Annotated in this window: 16 protein-coding genes and 25 tRNA genes; 33 read left to right on the top strand and 8 right to left on the bottom strand. The window is 43.2% G+C overall.

Going from position 1 to position 13,560, the window contains the following annotated elements; translation table 11 throughout:
- Positions 1–32: 32 nt before the first annotated feature.
- Positions 33–437, bottom strand: coding sequence for a DUF4112 domain-containing protein (locus FD724_RS37990; protein WP_179076753.1), 405 nt, complete (start codon positions 435–437; stop codon positions 33–35).
- 179 nt (positions 438–616) lie between these two features.
- Between FD724_RS37990 and FD724_RS37985 the strand changes: the two genes are divergently transcribed.
- A complete protein-coding gene (locus FD724_RS37985) occupies positions 617–1,021 on the top strand; it encodes a nuclease A inhibitor family protein (protein ID WP_179076752.1) in 405 nt (134 codons plus the stop codon).
- 5 nt (positions 1,022–1,026) lie between these two features.
- On the opposite strand, the gene FD724_RS37980 is transcribed toward FD724_RS37985, so the two are convergent.
- Positions 1,027–1,917, bottom strand: a complete 891-nt coding sequence (locus FD724_RS37980; protein WP_179076751.1) for a DNA/RNA non-specific endonuclease — start codon at positions 1,915–1,917, stop codon at positions 1,027–1,029.
- 187 nt (positions 1,918–2,104) lie between these two features.
- Between FD724_RS37980 and FD724_RS37975 the strand changes: the two genes are divergently transcribed.
- Positions 2,105–2,620, top strand: coding sequence for a hypothetical protein (locus tag FD724_RS37975; protein ID WP_179076750.1), 516 nt, complete (start codon positions 2,105–2,107; stop codon positions 2,618–2,620).
- Between the two features lie 62 nt (positions 2,621–2,682).
- The gene (locus FD724_RS37970; protein WP_256874771.1) at positions 2,683–3,879 is read left to right on the top strand and encodes a site-specific integrase; all 1,197 of its coding nucleotides are present in this window, start codon (positions 2,683–2,685) and stop codon (positions 3,877–3,879) included.
- Positions 3,880–3,991: 112 nt separating this feature from the next.
- Here FD724_RS37970 and FD724_RS37965 read toward each other — a convergent pair whose 3' ends face one another.
- From FD724_RS37965 to FD724_RS37950, 4 genes are all read right to left on the bottom strand, one after another.
- Positions 3,992–4,354 (bottom strand): hypothetical protein, encoded by a 363-nt coding sequence (locus FD724_RS37965; RefSeq protein WP_069068075.1) that lies wholly within the window; start codon positions 4,352–4,354, stop codon positions 3,992–3,994.
- Between the two features lie 34 nt (positions 4,355–4,388).
- Positions 4,389–4,580, bottom strand: a complete 192-nt coding sequence (locus tag FD724_RS37960; RefSeq protein ID WP_179076749.1) for a hypothetical protein — start codon at positions 4,578–4,580, stop codon at positions 4,389–4,391.
- A gap of 702 nt (positions 4,581–5,282) precedes the next feature.
- The gene (locus FD724_RS37955; protein ID WP_179076748.1) at positions 5,283–5,663 is read right to left on the bottom strand and encodes a hypothetical protein; all 381 of its coding nucleotides are present in this window, start codon (positions 5,661–5,663) and stop codon (positions 5,283–5,285) included.
- Between the two features lie 325 nt (positions 5,664–5,988).
- Positions 5,989–6,195 carry a hypothetical protein gene (locus FD724_RS37950; RefSeq protein ID WP_100904372.1) on the bottom strand — a complete coding sequence of 69 codons (207 nt, stop codon included), beginning with the start codon at positions 6,193–6,195 and terminating at the stop codon, positions 5,989–5,991.
- A 141-nt stretch (positions 6,196–6,336) separates the two neighbouring features.
- Here FD724_RS37950 and FD724_RS37945 point away from each other — a divergent pair, with 141 nt between their 5' ends.
- The 27 genes from FD724_RS37945 (at position 6,337) to FD724_RS37815 (ending at position 9,980) form a co-directional block, all read left to right on the top strand.
- Positions 6,337–6,765, top strand: a complete 429-nt coding sequence (locus tag FD724_RS37945; RefSeq protein ID WP_179076747.1) for a COG3650 family protein — start codon at positions 6,337–6,339, stop codon at positions 6,763–6,765.
- 435 nt (positions 6,766–7,200) lie between these two features.
- Positions 7,201–7,722 carry an HNH endonuclease gene (locus FD724_RS37940; RefSeq protein WP_179076746.1) on the top strand — a complete coding sequence of 174 codons (522 nt, stop codon included), beginning with the start codon at positions 7,201–7,203 and terminating at the stop codon, positions 7,720–7,722.
- Between the two features lie 201 nt (positions 7,723–7,923).
- Positions 7,924–7,999, top strand: a tRNA-Asp gene (locus FD724_RS37935).
- 3 nt (positions 8,000–8,002) lie between these two features.
- Positions 8,003–8,079: transfer RNA gene (locus FD724_RS37930), tRNA-Glu, on the top strand.
- A 3-nt stretch (positions 8,080–8,082) separates the two neighbouring features.
- Positions 8,083–8,156 (top strand) — tRNA-Arg (locus FD724_RS37925).
- Positions 8,157–8,162: 6 nt separating this feature from the next.
- A tRNA-Cys gene (locus FD724_RS37920) sits at positions 8,163–8,236 on the top strand.
- 5 nt (positions 8,237–8,241) lie between these two features.
- Positions 8,242–8,316: transfer RNA gene (locus FD724_RS37915), tRNA-Ile, on the top strand.
- A gap of 3 nt (positions 8,317–8,319) precedes the next feature.
- A tRNA-Trp gene (locus FD724_RS37910) sits at positions 8,320–8,390 on the top strand.
- Positions 8,391–8,415: 25 nt separating this feature from the next.
- Positions 8,416–8,483, top strand: a tRNA-Lys gene (locus tag FD724_RS37905).
- Between the two features lie 34 nt (positions 8,484–8,517).
- A tRNA-Glu gene (locus tag FD724_RS37900) sits at positions 8,518–8,591 on the top strand.
- Positions 8,592–8,597: 6 nt separating this feature from the next.
- Positions 8,598–8,678 (top strand) — tRNA-Tyr (locus FD724_RS37895).
- 4 nt (positions 8,679–8,682) lie between these two features.
- Positions 8,683–8,770 (top strand) — tRNA-Ser (locus FD724_RS37890).
- 6 nt (positions 8,771–8,776) lie between these two features.
- Positions 8,777–8,850, top strand: a tRNA-Arg gene (locus tag FD724_RS37885).
- Between the two features lie 6 nt (positions 8,851–8,856).
- Positions 8,857–8,930, top strand: a tRNA-Phe gene (locus tag FD724_RS37880).
- 9 nt (positions 8,931–8,939) lie between these two features.
- A tRNA-Asn gene (locus FD724_RS37875) sits at positions 8,940–9,014 on the top strand.
- A gap of 5 nt (positions 9,015–9,019) precedes the next feature.
- A tRNA-Gln gene (locus FD724_RS37870) sits at positions 9,020–9,097 on the top strand.
- 5 nt (positions 9,098–9,102) lie between these two features.
- Positions 9,103–9,175: transfer RNA gene (locus FD724_RS37865), tRNA-Gln, on the top strand.
- Between the two features lie 6 nt (positions 9,176–9,181).
- A tRNA-Pro gene (locus FD724_RS37860) sits at positions 9,182–9,255 on the top strand.
- Positions 9,256–9,260: 5 nt separating this feature from the next.
- Positions 9,261–9,333, top strand: a tRNA-Lys gene (locus FD724_RS37855).
- A 4-nt stretch (positions 9,334–9,337) separates the two neighbouring features.
- A tRNA-Leu gene (locus FD724_RS37850) sits at positions 9,338–9,411 on the top strand.
- A gap of 10 nt (positions 9,412–9,421) precedes the next feature.
- Positions 9,422–9,494 (top strand) — tRNA-Thr (locus FD724_RS37845).
- A 5-nt stretch (positions 9,495–9,499) separates the two neighbouring features.
- Positions 9,500–9,570: transfer RNA gene (locus FD724_RS37840), tRNA-Gly, on the top strand.
- A gap of 5 nt (positions 9,571–9,575) precedes the next feature.
- Positions 9,576–9,651: transfer RNA gene (locus FD724_RS37835), tRNA-Val, on the top strand.
- Between the two features lie 6 nt (positions 9,652–9,657).
- A tRNA-Arg gene (locus FD724_RS37830) sits at positions 9,658–9,730 on the top strand.
- Positions 9,731–9,735: 5 nt separating this feature from the next.
- Positions 9,736–9,809: transfer RNA gene (locus tag FD724_RS37825), tRNA-Ala, on the top strand.
- 6 nt (positions 9,810–9,815) lie between these two features.
- Positions 9,816–9,889: transfer RNA gene (locus FD724_RS37820), tRNA-His, on the top strand.
- 8 nt (positions 9,890–9,897) lie between these two features.
- Positions 9,898–9,980 (top strand) — tRNA-Ser (locus tag FD724_RS37815).
- A gap of 104 nt (positions 9,981–10,084) precedes the next feature.
- Here the strand turns inward: FD724_RS37815 and FD724_RS37810 are convergent.
- Positions 10,085–10,801: an iron-containing redox enzyme family protein gene (locus tag FD724_RS37810; RefSeq protein ID WP_179076745.1), complete on the bottom strand. Its 717-nt coding sequence runs from the start codon at positions 10,799–10,801 to the stop codon at positions 10,085–10,087.
- Positions 10,802–11,025: 224 nt separating this feature from the next.
- Here FD724_RS37810 and FD724_RS37805 point away from each other — a divergent pair, with 224 nt between their 5' ends.
- From FD724_RS37805 to FD724_RS37795, 3 genes are all read left to right on the top strand, one after another.
- Complete coding sequence (locus FD724_RS37805; RefSeq protein ID WP_179076744.1) at positions 11,026–11,499, top strand: shikimate kinase; 474 nt, start codon at positions 11,026–11,028, stop codon at positions 11,497–11,499.
- A 247-nt stretch (positions 11,500–11,746) separates the two neighbouring features.
- Positions 11,747–12,388 carry an AAA family ATPase gene (locus FD724_RS37800; protein WP_179076743.1) on the top strand — a complete coding sequence of 214 codons (642 nt, stop codon included), beginning with the start codon at positions 11,747–11,749 and terminating at the stop codon, positions 12,386–12,388.
- Positions 12,375–13,307 carry a ParB/RepB/Spo0J family partition protein gene (locus FD724_RS37795; RefSeq protein WP_094344844.1) on the top strand — a complete coding sequence of 311 codons (933 nt, stop codon included), beginning with the start codon at positions 12,375–12,377 and terminating at the stop codon, positions 13,305–13,307. Before FD724_RS37800 ends, FD724_RS37795 begins: the two co-directional genes overlap by 14 nt.
- A gap of 22 nt (positions 13,308–13,329) precedes the next feature.
- Here the strand turns inward: FD724_RS37795 and FD724_RS37790 are convergent.
- On the bottom strand, positions 13,330–13,560 hold a 231-nt coding region (locus tag FD724_RS37790), incomplete at its 5' end, for a hypothetical protein (RefSeq protein ID WP_094344845.1).

Here is a 13,560-nt window from a genome sequence, read left to right as displayed (position 1 = left end):
CAATTTCTGGAAAACTCTATCTACTTTCTTACTTAAACTTGGCTGAACTTACCAGAGTAAAGTTCATCAGATACTTCTTTAAGTTCTGGTTCAACCACTGTCAAATGTTGCTCCAAAATTGCCAAATTCCGAATATTAGACTTATAGAAAGCATCAAATAAATCACCTACTAAAGGCACAGTACCAACAACTGCTTCTAAACCTACATTAAAAATCATTTTGGCTAAGTCTTCACGCGGGATACCGAAGCGGGTTGCTAAAAATATGATATAAGCTGAAAACGCTGTACTGATTAAATCACCGGCACCGGGAATCAAACCGATAATTGGGTCTATTCCAATGCGAAAACCCGTTAGCGGGATACGTATAGATGTATCCATCAAGCGGCTGAGTTTGCGGATGCGATTTAGAGTAGCAAGGCGTTTGGCAGCGTCCATAATTTCCTATATTTGCACTACTATTAAATTGCACCATTTTTAGTTATTTGTCTTGTATCGTTAGAAATAATAACTATGAATAAAAATCCACCAATACTGCCTAAAAAAGCAGATAGATGGATGATATAGTTTATTGCGATGCCTTCCTGCGGCGGTAAACTACGCTCTATTAAATGCTTATGACCAAAACTAATTCAGAAATCCTAGATCAGCTTCGTACAGCAGCGAATGGTTTACTCATGATGAGCGAATCCGAGTATCCGTTTGAAGTTTTTCTTTGGGAAGATGCTGCACCTGTAACACCCCAAAAAGTTATACAACAAACAAATCATCCTCAAGATACACCCATTAAAATTGTGGGGATTGACGATTTTTTTCAAGTGGCAACGACAGAAGAAGATTGGCATGAAGAAGAAGAGAAAGCAACCGTCAAACGATTTCAAGCTCTTGTGCAGACACTCAAAGAAAACCTGAGCAATTTGCAGGTATATCGCCTTGGGGAAATAGAGATTGATGTCTATGTTATTGGTCAAACTCCATCGGTAGACAGTATCGGACTGTCCACAAAAGTTGTTGAAACTTGACCTGTTTACGAATTATCTACTTTGCTTTCAAGAACTTCTTGGATATTTGGCGAAACATTAGAGAGAAAATCATATCCTGTGAATTTTTCTAATTCATCAATACTTACTTTGTAAGCTCTCCAATCGTTGTTTATTTCTTCTTGGTTGGGGATGTTAACCGCAATGACACGGGTGCTTGCAGTAATACCATCAAGTCCAGAGCCAGGATTATCTAGTACGACAACTATCTTCCAAGTTGATTTGGGAACCGTCACCTTACCTTTAAGGGGTTCACCTTGACTGCCAAAAGGCCCAGCTACGATATACAGTTCTTTTCCCTGGCTTACCAGTTCTCGGCAATAGTCTTCTAAATTACCCCAAGTGTTCCGGTTGTTGTCCGGTGTCTGCGGCATCATGTTGGTCATGAGGAAAGTTGAGGAATTATCCTCTACTGTTAGAGAGCGGTCTGCCGAAGGTACAATATGTCCTCGGTCATATCCTGAACCAGAGTACATAGAAGGAGTTATCCGCACCCAACCCGCAGGCAAAGTATTATCAGGGCGAAAGTTATCTTGACGCTCTGCTTTCCCTAGCCATGACTTATTTAACTGCCAGCTTGCCCAGTTGGGAGTTCCCTTGCTTCGGTTGTAAGAGACTACATATTGTGTTTTAACCAGCAGATAATTATCAGGAGTATCCACCAGGGCGATGCCTGCGGCGGGCGGGTACGCCATCGCATTGCTGGGATTTCCCAAAAGCAGGTTAGCGCTGGTTGAGGGTTTAGTAGGTACAATCGGCGTTGCCTGCAATGGTTTTTCTGTTGTTGGGGTTTGGGTTTGCGCTGGCGAACAACCCAACAGAGCAATTAATGCAGTAGCAACAGCCAAAGCCTGAAAACGACTGATGATTAAACGCATAAATTTTAGATACTATCGAAGATTAATTTAATCATCATCATTTTTGAGGCGATTTCCAGTTTTTGTCTACAAGAGCGTAGCTTGCTGCCGTAGGCATCGCGTTTCCTCGCTTGAAAATTCTTGTGGGCGATCGCTCCTTATCGCTTTGGCTCTACAATCAGTTCATTGCTATCAAAATTGATATCAAATGGCTGACCACAAGACCCCACCAAGCGAAATGATTCGCGTTCCTACTGCCCTAATTGGAGCAGTACGCCAACTATCCAAACTGCACAGAGAGGGACATACAATTGCCTTGCTGCAAGGCTTGGAAGAATTGCTCTCTGGGTTTGATAGCAATATTGATATCGATGTTACCCCAAGCAGTAAATCGGTTTTGCAGCTAGAGTTGAAGCTGGAAAGCAAGCTCGACGCAATGACCAAAAAGCTGGAACTCATCGAACGGGCTATTTCATCAACTCGATACAATAGTCAACCTAAACAAAGAAGACAAGCTAACCCATACCAACAAACCCTAGTTGAACTGCAAGCATTGCCGGATGAAAACTTAGCGCCGCGACTAGGTTTAAGTCCGTCAAGCCTCGCACCGGAACGAGAAAAACTTACTACCAAAGAATTTATCAGTTGGACTCGTAACCGCGACCCAAGGGGCATAGGTTGGGAATGGAATCCAAAAGATGGACTTTACCATCCAGTGAAATAATTTCAAGTGCCTAAATGCTACAGCTTGAACACAAAAAACGGGGTGTTGCTTGACCACAAATAATGGAGCAAGCAGTTAAGCACATCCACGGCGTTGTCGTAGAATATAAAAGCTTCCTGAAACTGCACTTCCAGGAAGCTATATGTTTATGGTCGCGTAAACCTAAAGACCAAATGGATGTTACTAATATTGAGATTGGCTCTGTAGAAATTCTGCCTCCTACTCTCCAACCAAGTGTAATTAAAAACACTAATCCTCAAGTAACTCCAGAATTGGTAGAGGAGGTAATTCGGCAATATTATTACCGCACGCCTGCGGTAGGTAATGATGAGGAGTTAATTTTAGCTTGGGCTGGAAGTCAAAACCGCGAACAAACTAAACGAAAATACTATCGATTTGGTCAAAAATTGCTCGATTGGGTACGTAATCAAGGAATACCTGATTTAAGATTGCTACAGCAACCATTGTTACTTGAGTTTGTTGCTTCCTGGGGTGAGGTTTCCCCTTATACTAAAAGTAACCGAGTGCTGATATTGCGATCACTCTGGAGTTACGGTTCGGCTGAGAATTGTGGCTATTTTTTGCGGAATATTGCAAGTAGTATAAATTACGATAATTTTAGTGATTTACCTAAATCTGAGCGATATCTAGAAGATTGGGAGATGACGAAGCTAGCTGATGCTGCCAAACAGTTAGGGGGGCAGCATTGGTTGGTGTTCTCTCTACTTTTTTATAGTGGGATGCGGGTTGGTGAAGTTGGACGTGTAACTGTTCCAGGTGATGTACCTTTTAAACCGAGAGAAGATTATCCGGGGTTATATTGGCATAATTTCCAGTGGTATCCCGACGCGACACCAGAGGATAGAAACCGGGGATACTATACAATTAAGTTCCGAGGCAAAGGTGGCAAGTACCGGGAGATTGGCTTAGACCATCAGACTTCGCTCGTTTTCAAAAAGTACCGGGGGATGGCTAGTGATAAGATGCCCGTGTTTGCCAATATCTCACCTGACCCAGCAAAAAGGGGATTGCCGTTGAGCGATCGGGCAATTAAAAAGTTGATTCAGGATATATCTGAGGTGGCGAAGGTGAAGTTTTCGTGTCACTGGTTGCGGCATTCTCATGCAACGAGGGCGGTGGAGAGTAAACCGCTTTTTCAGGTGCAAGACCAGTTGGGACATAGCAAGAGCGATACTACCAAGGGGTATGTAAGAGTGAAGAAGGATGCGGGAACCGGTACAGTGCTGCCGAGATTTTGAGGAAATGTATCTCCATGCTAGACCAACTGATAGCAGCGCTTTGTATTTGCCAGATGATGATGATGAGTAGAGGGAGTGCGTAGCTTGCCGCCTTTTGCATCGCTTTGGGGCGTTAGAGAATTTCTACTATGCGCGGTTGTCCATCAGGATAATAAACACCCAGACAGTTGTTTTTAGTACCAGTAATTACCCAAGGATGAGTTACATAGGTGCTTTGAGTAATTCTCTTATTTGGAGCAATTAAGGCGTAAAACTTCCGTTGACCAGAGTAATCAAGCCAATATAATCTTACTGGTGTGCTTCGCTGGTTGACAAATGTAATTTCCGTGGCTATTTTTCCACTGCGGGAAATTGAAACGGATTCAGCTTCACATTGTTGGGATTGGGCATTGGCAGCAGGTACACCAGCACTTATTGTAAATGAAAGCAACGCACTGCTAATAATGGCGAAGTGAAAGCGTGTAAATTTGAGCATTGATAAGTAGGATGAAGAGTTTCACACTATTGTTTCACCTTGTTGCTTTCTCTTGGTTAACTTTTTTGGAGAGTTCGATTAATGAGGGCGATAAGCTTGCTCCACCAGACGATTGCCCAACGCTATATATTAAGTTATGCTGCAAATTTAAAATATTATCATCATCCCCGATACCGAACTCGAAATTAGCTGATGTCCGACTCAATCGACTGTCAACCATTGCCATTTAAAACTATTTGCAATGACTGTGCTTTTCATATCAATGTAGAAGGAGCCATACAGTGCATTCACCCTGACGAGTTTGGGGTTAATTGTTCAACCGCCATTTTCTGTAATTCATTCCAAAGTGCAATTGTAATTGATAGTCCTTGTGTGTCCTTCGATAAGGATGAAGAATAGGCTTTTGCGCTGCTATTCGCATTACAATTGGTCAAGCCTTAGTTGAATTACACTGATGACGTTTACCCATTCTCTGTACCCAGACAATTGGTCAGAACTTGCCACTTCAGTTAAGCAACAAGCCCAGTGGCGTTGTCAAAAGTGCGGGTTACAGTGCATCCCCCCAGGAGAAAACACAGCAAAACTTACACGCTCAAAACGTAGAGTGTACACGCTACAGGTACACCATTGGGACAGAAATCCAGCAAATAATCACAGAGGCAACCTTATAGCTCTTTGCAGTGCTTGTCACCTTTTATACCATAGAGGCGGTAAGTCTAATGTTTCACCGGGGCAGTTATCGTTGTGGTAAATGCGATACCTGCTTTAACTCTTCGGGTAACAGACTCAAACTCAAAAGCCTAGTCATAACGACTAGGCTTGAGTTGGGTATATTCCCAAAGGTTAATTATAGAAAGTGCGTTATATTTGCTTGTCTGTGTGTTACTACCACAGTAAAGTTAGCGATTCCGGAAAATTAAAAACGATATTACTCGATTCCAAACCAACCGCCAGTATCACCACCAGCCCAGCCGCCATTGCGTGCAGCAGCAAATGTTTGATTGCAAAGGGTTTTGAACTCAACAGCAGCACTAATATCTTTACCCTCATAACCCAAGGGGTGAAATATCCGCCCAATGTATCGACCTTGTAATCGGATTTGACCCATTACATAAATTCCACCACCAACAGAATAAATACTTCCTTCTTCATTGCGAGAATAACAAGCAATATAACCGCCATCTCGCAACATATACTTGTTGACGGTGGGCAGAATTTTCTCTGTATATCCAGGCGCTGCCCAGTTGACAACACTCCCTTCGTCACTAACGTATACCCTAAAGTCTTCTGGTAAAAGATAATTTGTCATTTGATATGCTACTGTTTCACAGAATACTGAAAACAACAGTGTAGCAGTAGTATCTCAAACTCTACCCACCTTTATATAAAACAATTTTCTTAGAGGAAAGTGGGAGCGATGCCTACGACGGCAAGCAACGCCATTAATTCAATTCTGCTCAATATTATTAATATCTTCTTCCCAAACGATAAGTTTTCTATTTACCATCTCTTTAAAACACTCCTCTCCTAATAAATAAAGGGTGTCATCTAGTAGAAGTTTCAGCCAAATTTTAATTAGGATTTTCATATTATTACAGTATTTATACTGTGGAAATTGTGCCGTGGGCATCGCACTAATCATTAACTAAAAAGTGGTTATCTGATTTACAAAAAATTAGCTCACATCCAAACTCAACAACATACACCTTTGTTAATTCAAACTTTTCTGACCTTTCAGTAAATAAACAAGTAACTGTTTTTTCTTCTTCTCTGCCAGAATTACAATATTTAAATGTTCCTGTAATAACTCTAGATTTTGTGGGCTTGTCTTCATCCATCATATTTCTCCATTTCTTAGAGGATAATCGGATACTTGAGGGGAGCATTAGGGCAGAACTGTTCCACGTCTTTTGAGTGCCGTATATTTACAGTTGTCCAATAACATACAAGAATATTGCAAATTAGTAGCTATACCTCGATACATGAAAAGTTTCATCTGTTATGTTACTCTGTTCTTATTTGGCGCTAGCTTACTAGCTAACAGTCCCAGTACTGCCAATGAATCATCTATTACTAGCAATAGTCTCGTTGTTGCAGAAAATGCGAGTAGTGAAGAATTCATCGCTAGGGGTACAGAACCTTTTTGGAGTGTTACTGTGAGCAAGAAGGGAATTGTCTACTCTTCACCAGACACAAAACAGCAAACCTTCTCCTATGTTGCACCTCTAAAAGCAGAGGCGCGGAGAGCAGACTTGGTGCGAGTTTACCGACTTCAAGGCAAAGGCAACAATATCTTAATCATCAAAAAAGTCGATGCCTGTAGCGATGGTATGTCAGATAAAGAGTATCCATACTCGGCAATTTTTATCCTGGGGAATAAGGTTTTAGAAGGTTGTGCTGAGAAAAAATGATGCCCCATCTGCAAATTTAGCCTTTACCGCCAAGGCATTCACGCAGCGTTCGCCCGTCCCCAGAATTGTGCAGTAGACAAACGCATACTACAACTGTATTATTGATATAAGTTTCAATTACAAATACTACAAGCCTTCAATGATCAGCAGATTCTCTTCAACCATTAGTAGCACGGTGCATTGCCAACCCAACAAGGGTTTAGGCAGAGTATTCGCGCTGTTTGCGTTTGAGGAAATATATCTGTTTGCCGCCGATAAATCTGCAAGTGTTGGCATTTTTGGAGCAATTGCCGGATGGCTGAATCTAGATCAACTTATCCAAAGCGGGAGGTGCAAGTGTTTTATAGCACCAACATAGGGCAAAAAGTATCAACTACCTGACCCCCGCTCCTGTTCACCAGAGGCGGGGGTTATTTTTTGAGGAGTGAATCAGTGATGCAAGCTCAACCACACATATTACAAAATTCGGTGGTGGTCTTCTCTAAGAACTACCTACCACTGGCACGTATCAACATTAAACGAGCAATCGTGCTGTTAGTCACAGGTCAGGCAGAATCGTTGGATTTTGGCAGTACAAAGCAGTGGGAAGTACGCTCACCCAGTGTTGTACTACAAGTTCCCGAACATATTCGCTTGACTATGGGTAATCCCGAACGCCACTGGAAAGTACCACCTGTAAATCGGCGTGAAGTACTCAAGCGAGACAACCACACTTGCCAATACTGCGGCAGCAGCAAGTGTCTGACGCTCGACCATGTGATTCCCCGCTCAAAAGGTGGGCAGCATACCTGGGACAACGTTGTAACTGCGTGTGAGAAGTGTAATTCAATCAAGAGCGATCGCCTACCTCACGAAGCTGGAATGGTACTGAAAAACAAGCCCAAAGCTCCAATTCACCCAGCAGTAGCATTTGCCGAACAGTTTTGGAACGCACAACGCCTGAGTGAATCTGAGTAATTTACTTCAAACCTAGTCAGAGAGGGCAATGAGCGCCATTACATAACACTGCCCTCTCATTTCTCAAAAAAGTTTGTAGTATGCCCTTGACACTTTGTAATACGTTATGTAGTATGTATGTAGTAAAGCACTACAGCCTCTTAAAAAGGCATAGCGCAAACACTTCTGAACCATGAAAATTAAATAATTGCCATCCAACGTGGGGGTGTAGCTTAGTCCGGTTTAAAGCAGTCGCCTGTCGAGCGAAAGATCGTGAGTTCAAATCTCATCATCCCCGTGTAGCCTTGTGGACAAATAGACAAGTCGTTCTGATTCTCAGTCAGAGAGAAGCGGGTGCAACTCCCGTCAAGGCTTCCAAATGAGGATGTAACTCAGTCGGAAAGAGCGCTTGTTTCCGAGGCAAGTGGTCACAGGTTCGATTCCTGTCGTCCTCGTAGTATGTCCAGGTCGCCTAATGGTAGGGTGTTGGTCTGCAAAACCGACTGTGCGAGTTCAATTCTCGCCCTGGACTCCAAACGTTGCAGTGTAGCTTAACGGCAAAGCCCCAAGCTCATAACTTGGTATATGCGAGTTCGACTCTCGCCACTGCTACCAAATGCACAGATGGTGTAATGGCAACACCACAGTCTCCAAAACTGTTGTTCTGGGTTCAAGTCCTAGTCTGTGCGTTGCCGTGTCCTAATCGAAAAAGCTTACATACTAGCCGAATGGTAAGGCAACTGTCTCTTAAACAGTCTATGCAGGTTCAATTCCTGTGTGTGAATCAACAGCTTTTTCAACTTACATGGCATACATGGTGCAGAAGCGAAGTGGCCGAGCGGCACGTCTTTCAAGCGTGTAATTAGCGGGTTCAAGTCCCGTCTGCACTACCTTTTGGGTCGGCTCACCTATTGGTGTAGGTAACGGTCTGTAAAACCGCCGCGTTTGCGTTGCTGGTTCAATTCCAGCCCGGCCCATTATGGAGAGATTGCTATTGGCAGGGCAAGCTGTTTGCTAAACAGTTGTGAGATTCATCATCTCACTGTGGGTTCAACTCCCTCTCTCTCCGCCTTATGAGAACGTGGTGTAACTGGATAACACATCAGTCTACGAAACTGAAAAGTGAAGGTTCAAGTCCTTCCGTTCTCGCCTTACCCCCTGGTAGCTCAGTTGGTAGTAGCGCCTGTTTGAAGAACAGGAGGTCGTCAGTTCGATACTGACCTGGGGGACTGGCACATTGCCCCATAGCTCAATGGCAGAGCAACGCGCTGTTAACGCGGGGGTTGTAGGTTCAAGTCCTACTGGGGCAGCCATTCATTGCCGAGTGGACGACTGGGAAAGTCGCGCTCGTCTCTGAATCATAGAGATGTTGGTTCAACTCCAACCTCGGCAGCCAATTATTGCCCTGTGGTGTAACTGGCAACATCCCTCGCTTTGAACGAGGAGATTCCAGGTTCAAATCCTGGCAGGGCAGTATTATCCGGGTGTGGTGTAGCTTGGCAGCACTCCTGTTTTGGGAACAGGCGGTCGTAGGTTCAAATCCTACCACTCGGATTCGTGGGTCGTTAGCTCAATGGCTAGAGTTCCCGCCTTTTAAGCGGAGTGATCAGAGTTCGAGTCTCTGGCGACCCACCTTGCCCCTGTAATGCAATTGGAAGACATGACCCGCTTAAAACGGGTTTTCTACAGGTTCAAGCCCTGTCAGGGGTACTATCAAAATGCTGGTGTAGCTCAATTGGCAGAGCAACTGATTTGTAATCAGTAGGTTGCAGGTTCAACTCCTGTCACCAGCTTCAATGCGATTGTGGTGTAATGGCAGCATTTGAGTCTTCCAAACTCTAGGTACGAGTTCAAATCTCGTCGATCGCTTTCTTAGCCCTGTAACTCAGTTGGGAGAGTGCCTCTCTTACAAAGAGGAAGTCGCGGGTTCAATCCCTGCCGGGGCTACCAATTTATGGGAGTGTTGCCTAATGGATAAGGCATCGATCTTCTAAATCGAGCAATGTAGGTTCGACCCCTACCACTCCTGCTCATGGGTTCGTAGCTCTAATTGGGAGAGCGCCTGTTTTGCACACAGGAGGTTGTGAGTTCAAGCCTCACCGAATCCACTCTTGGTGTCTGAAGCCAAAGCGGTCGCGGCGCTGGTTTGTGGAACCAGTCATAACGGGTTCAAGTCCCGCCAGACACCCCTTATATGGAAGATGCTGCTCAAGGGAGGGCAACTAGTCTTGAAAACTAGAGCAGGGTAATACCTGGGGGTTCAATTCCTCCATCTTCCGCCTTCCACCTGAAGCCGAAAAGTGAGGCGCTGTGCTGATAACACAGATTATTGAGGGGCAGTACCTCTAAGAGTGGATTCCCTTTTCTATCGGCTCAATACCAACTAGGATTTTCCCTTATAACTACCCAATTCTATAGGTGTAGGAAGTTGGGGTTTGTGTTCTACTGGCATTCCACTCCAAGAGTATAATAACTGGTTAAAAAGGCTGAACACTTCCCACATAGTATGAGTATATCCTCTGCCACACAATGAATTGCGCTCACATTCTGGGATTAACTCAAGCCCTAAAGTTTGATGTTTCATATCTGATTCTTGATGAACCAACCAATAACCTTTAGGGGTCAATCCTACTTCGGCTAGTTTAGGGTTGACAATGGCATAGAAGTCGTAAGCAAGCCCCTCTGCCACCAAATTCAGCGTAATAATCTGATGTGCTATCGATTCACGCATCACAGAGCGGATAAAATAAGACCCTAACGCTAAAGTTTCAAATGTTGGTGGTATTGAAGTTAGTTGTTCATCAGGAGCTAGTAAGCCAGATTCACGCATCCAATCAGCTAGTTCTTCAGGGTGCGTCACTTCTTCAGCAGCGTGTTCGCCAAAAGCATCACGAAAACGTGCATCGTGGCAGCTACCATAACGTAACGCCACTGCTGCTGTAAAGTCGCAGGATAAATAATACAGTTGTCTGATCCATTGAAAGTCTGAAGGTGAAGAAGCCAAATTTACTGTTTTGTAAAACAGATTGCGTTTAGTAATGTTTCGATATTCTTGCACTAGCTCTATTAGCCATTGCATAGGTATCGTGTGAGTCAACATAGCAACTCCTTTTTCTCACCATTTAATTAAGTGAGAAATTATCTTATATTTCTATTAAAGCTATTATTTTAAATTTTAGTAGCCAATGTCTTTACAAAAAAACCATAATATGAATAAAGATGTAGTCCGATTGACAGCAGCAGATTGTATTTACCAGATGATAAGTAAGAGTGTGATGCTCCACAGGAACCACTCTTGCGATCGCTATTAATTAAATCATTGTTATGCATCGATTTTTAATATTTGGCAATTCTGGTTCTGGCAAAAGTACTCTTGCCAATAAACTTGGCAAAGACTTCGGCATTCCAGTTCTCGACCTCGATACTATTGCATGGGAAGCAAACCAAATTGCCATACGGCGTAATCACGAAGATTCAGTTAGGGATCTACGAGACTTCATAAAAAATAATACTGCTTGGGTAATTGAAGGTTGCTATACTACGCTACTCAAAATTGCTCTTGAATTCTCAACTGAAATTTATTTCCTCAATCCTGGCATTGATAAGTGTCTTGAAAATAACCGCAATCGCCCTTGGGAAGTGCATAAATTCCAATCGCCTGAAGAACAGGCACAAACTTTTGATTTTTTACAGAATTGGATTCAACAATATTATGAACGCGATGATGAATTCGGTTATTCATCCCATCGCTCAATATTTCATCAATTTAACGGCATAAAGCATGAAATTACCAGATGAGCCAATAATGCCATTGCATGAGAAGTTCGCACAATTAACTTCACTGATTTTCACAAAAGCATTTCCACCAATAACGTTATTGGCAAAGGGCCTATCTAATGGGATGCGATGGCTGCGGCGGGCAAAGCCATCGCAGTACTATCAAGTCATCTCAAAAAAAAACTGATACTATTACTGCTAAATAGTGAAAATTAATTGCGACAGATACAAGCGCAATAGTAAATTGAGCAAGACTTTAAAAAAAATTATGATTATTGGGTTAACAAACCAGAAGGGGGGCGCTGGTAAAACTACTGTATCTGGTCATCTGGCGTATTGGTTAAGCCAACGCGGAACAGTGATGATTGTGGATGCAGATGCACAGCAGAGTAGTACTAACTGGATGAAAGACCTGCAACTGCCGTGTAAAACAATGATAGACCCGGATGATTTATTTGATGAACTGCCGACTTTAGCAGAACAATATGATGCTGTAGTTGTAGACGGGCCAGGTAGCCTAAGTGAAACAACCAAGGCAATTTTATCTAGATGTGACCTAGCCCTAGTACCCTGTAAACCAGCAGGTCTAGATATGCACAGTACATCAAAAATGGTAAGAATTTTGCGGCAGGCAAGAGAACTGCGAGGTGGTATGCCCCATGTTGGTTTATTTTTAAATCACGCAAAAAAAGGAACTGTATTACTCAAAGATGCCCAAAGAGCATTATCAGAAAAAAACACAGGGTTTCCTTTACTAAAAACAATGGTGTATGACTTACAGGTAATTGCTGATGCACCAGGGCAAGGCACGACGGTTTGGGAACTACCAGGAGCAACAGCTAAACGCGCCGCCAAAGATTTTGAGGCACTTTTTACCGAAGCCTTGGGAGTAACCAATGGCAAGAGATAGAAGAATGGTAGAAGAGTTTATCTTTAGGGATGATGCTAACCAAACTAAGGCGACTATGCCCCTAAGTTTGATTGTGCTGCCTAAAGCAGAACTGCGGTACTACATCGACCCAGAAGAGGTAGACAAAATTGTTGCTACTGCCAGAAAAAACGGCATTCTAGAACCACTTTTAGTCCGTCCTATCCCTGGCAGTGACAAACATGAGGTAGTAGCAGGGGCAAAACGCTACAGAGCAGGACACATTCTGGAATTGGTAGAAGTCCCTGTAGTCATTCGTCAACTCAATGATGAAGATGCTCTAGAAATTGCCCTCATAGAAAACTTCGCTCGTTCGGGACTCACTGACCTTGAAGAAACTGATGGGATTGTGCGACTTTTGGCTGTCAAATTAAAAATTTCACCCCAAGAAGTACCACCACTGCTACATCACATTCAAAACCAACAGCGTGGTAGAACTGCTGCCAATAACGTTATTGGCAATGATGTCATTAGTGTAGTGGAGGAGGTTTTGACCTCGCTCGGCAATATTAAACTAGACTCTTTTATCAGCAATCGTTTGCCATTGCTCAATTTGCCCAGTGACATTTTAGAGGTATTACGTCAGGGGAAACTGGAGACAAGTAAAGCCAAAGCGATCGCACGAGTTGGTGATGAAAAAACAAGAAAACAATTCTTAGAAGATGCGATCGCTTACAATCTCTCACTGAGCGAAATCAAGCGTAAGATTCAAGAAATTGAGCAGCAGTCTAAATCAGAGTCATCAAAGCAAACAGAATCAGCATCCATAAAAGACCGCGTTGATGATACTTTTCAACGCTTCAAAAAAGCGAAAGTGTGGGATGATCCGAAGAAAAAATCCAAAGTAGAGAAGTTGTTAGCTCAGTTAGATGCACTGATGCAAGGCGACAACCCAAAGTAAACCAATGTGGTAATTCTCGAAACTATTCAATTTGCTCTCTTAAGGATGGCGACATAATCATTAGTCCTCGGACAACCTCTTCAGGTGTGGCTGTGCCATTGATTACCTTTGGTATAATCGCCATCACTTCTAAAGCTAAATTGGTGGGAATTCCCCTTGCTTCTAACCGCTTCAACTCTAAAATGTCAATCCCTGCTGCCAATCCCTCTAAATACTCTTCTACACTCACTCCCAAGTTTTCAATTTCCGACAT

The organism is Nostoc sp. C057, from assembly GCF_013393925.1.
Lineage (GTDB): Bacteria > Cyanobacteriota > Cyanobacteriia > Cyanobacteriales > Nostocaceae > Nostoc > Nostoc muscorum_A.
The sequence above is the reverse complement of the archived record's forward strand: the minus strand, read 5'-3'. Positions and strand labels throughout refer to the sequence as shown.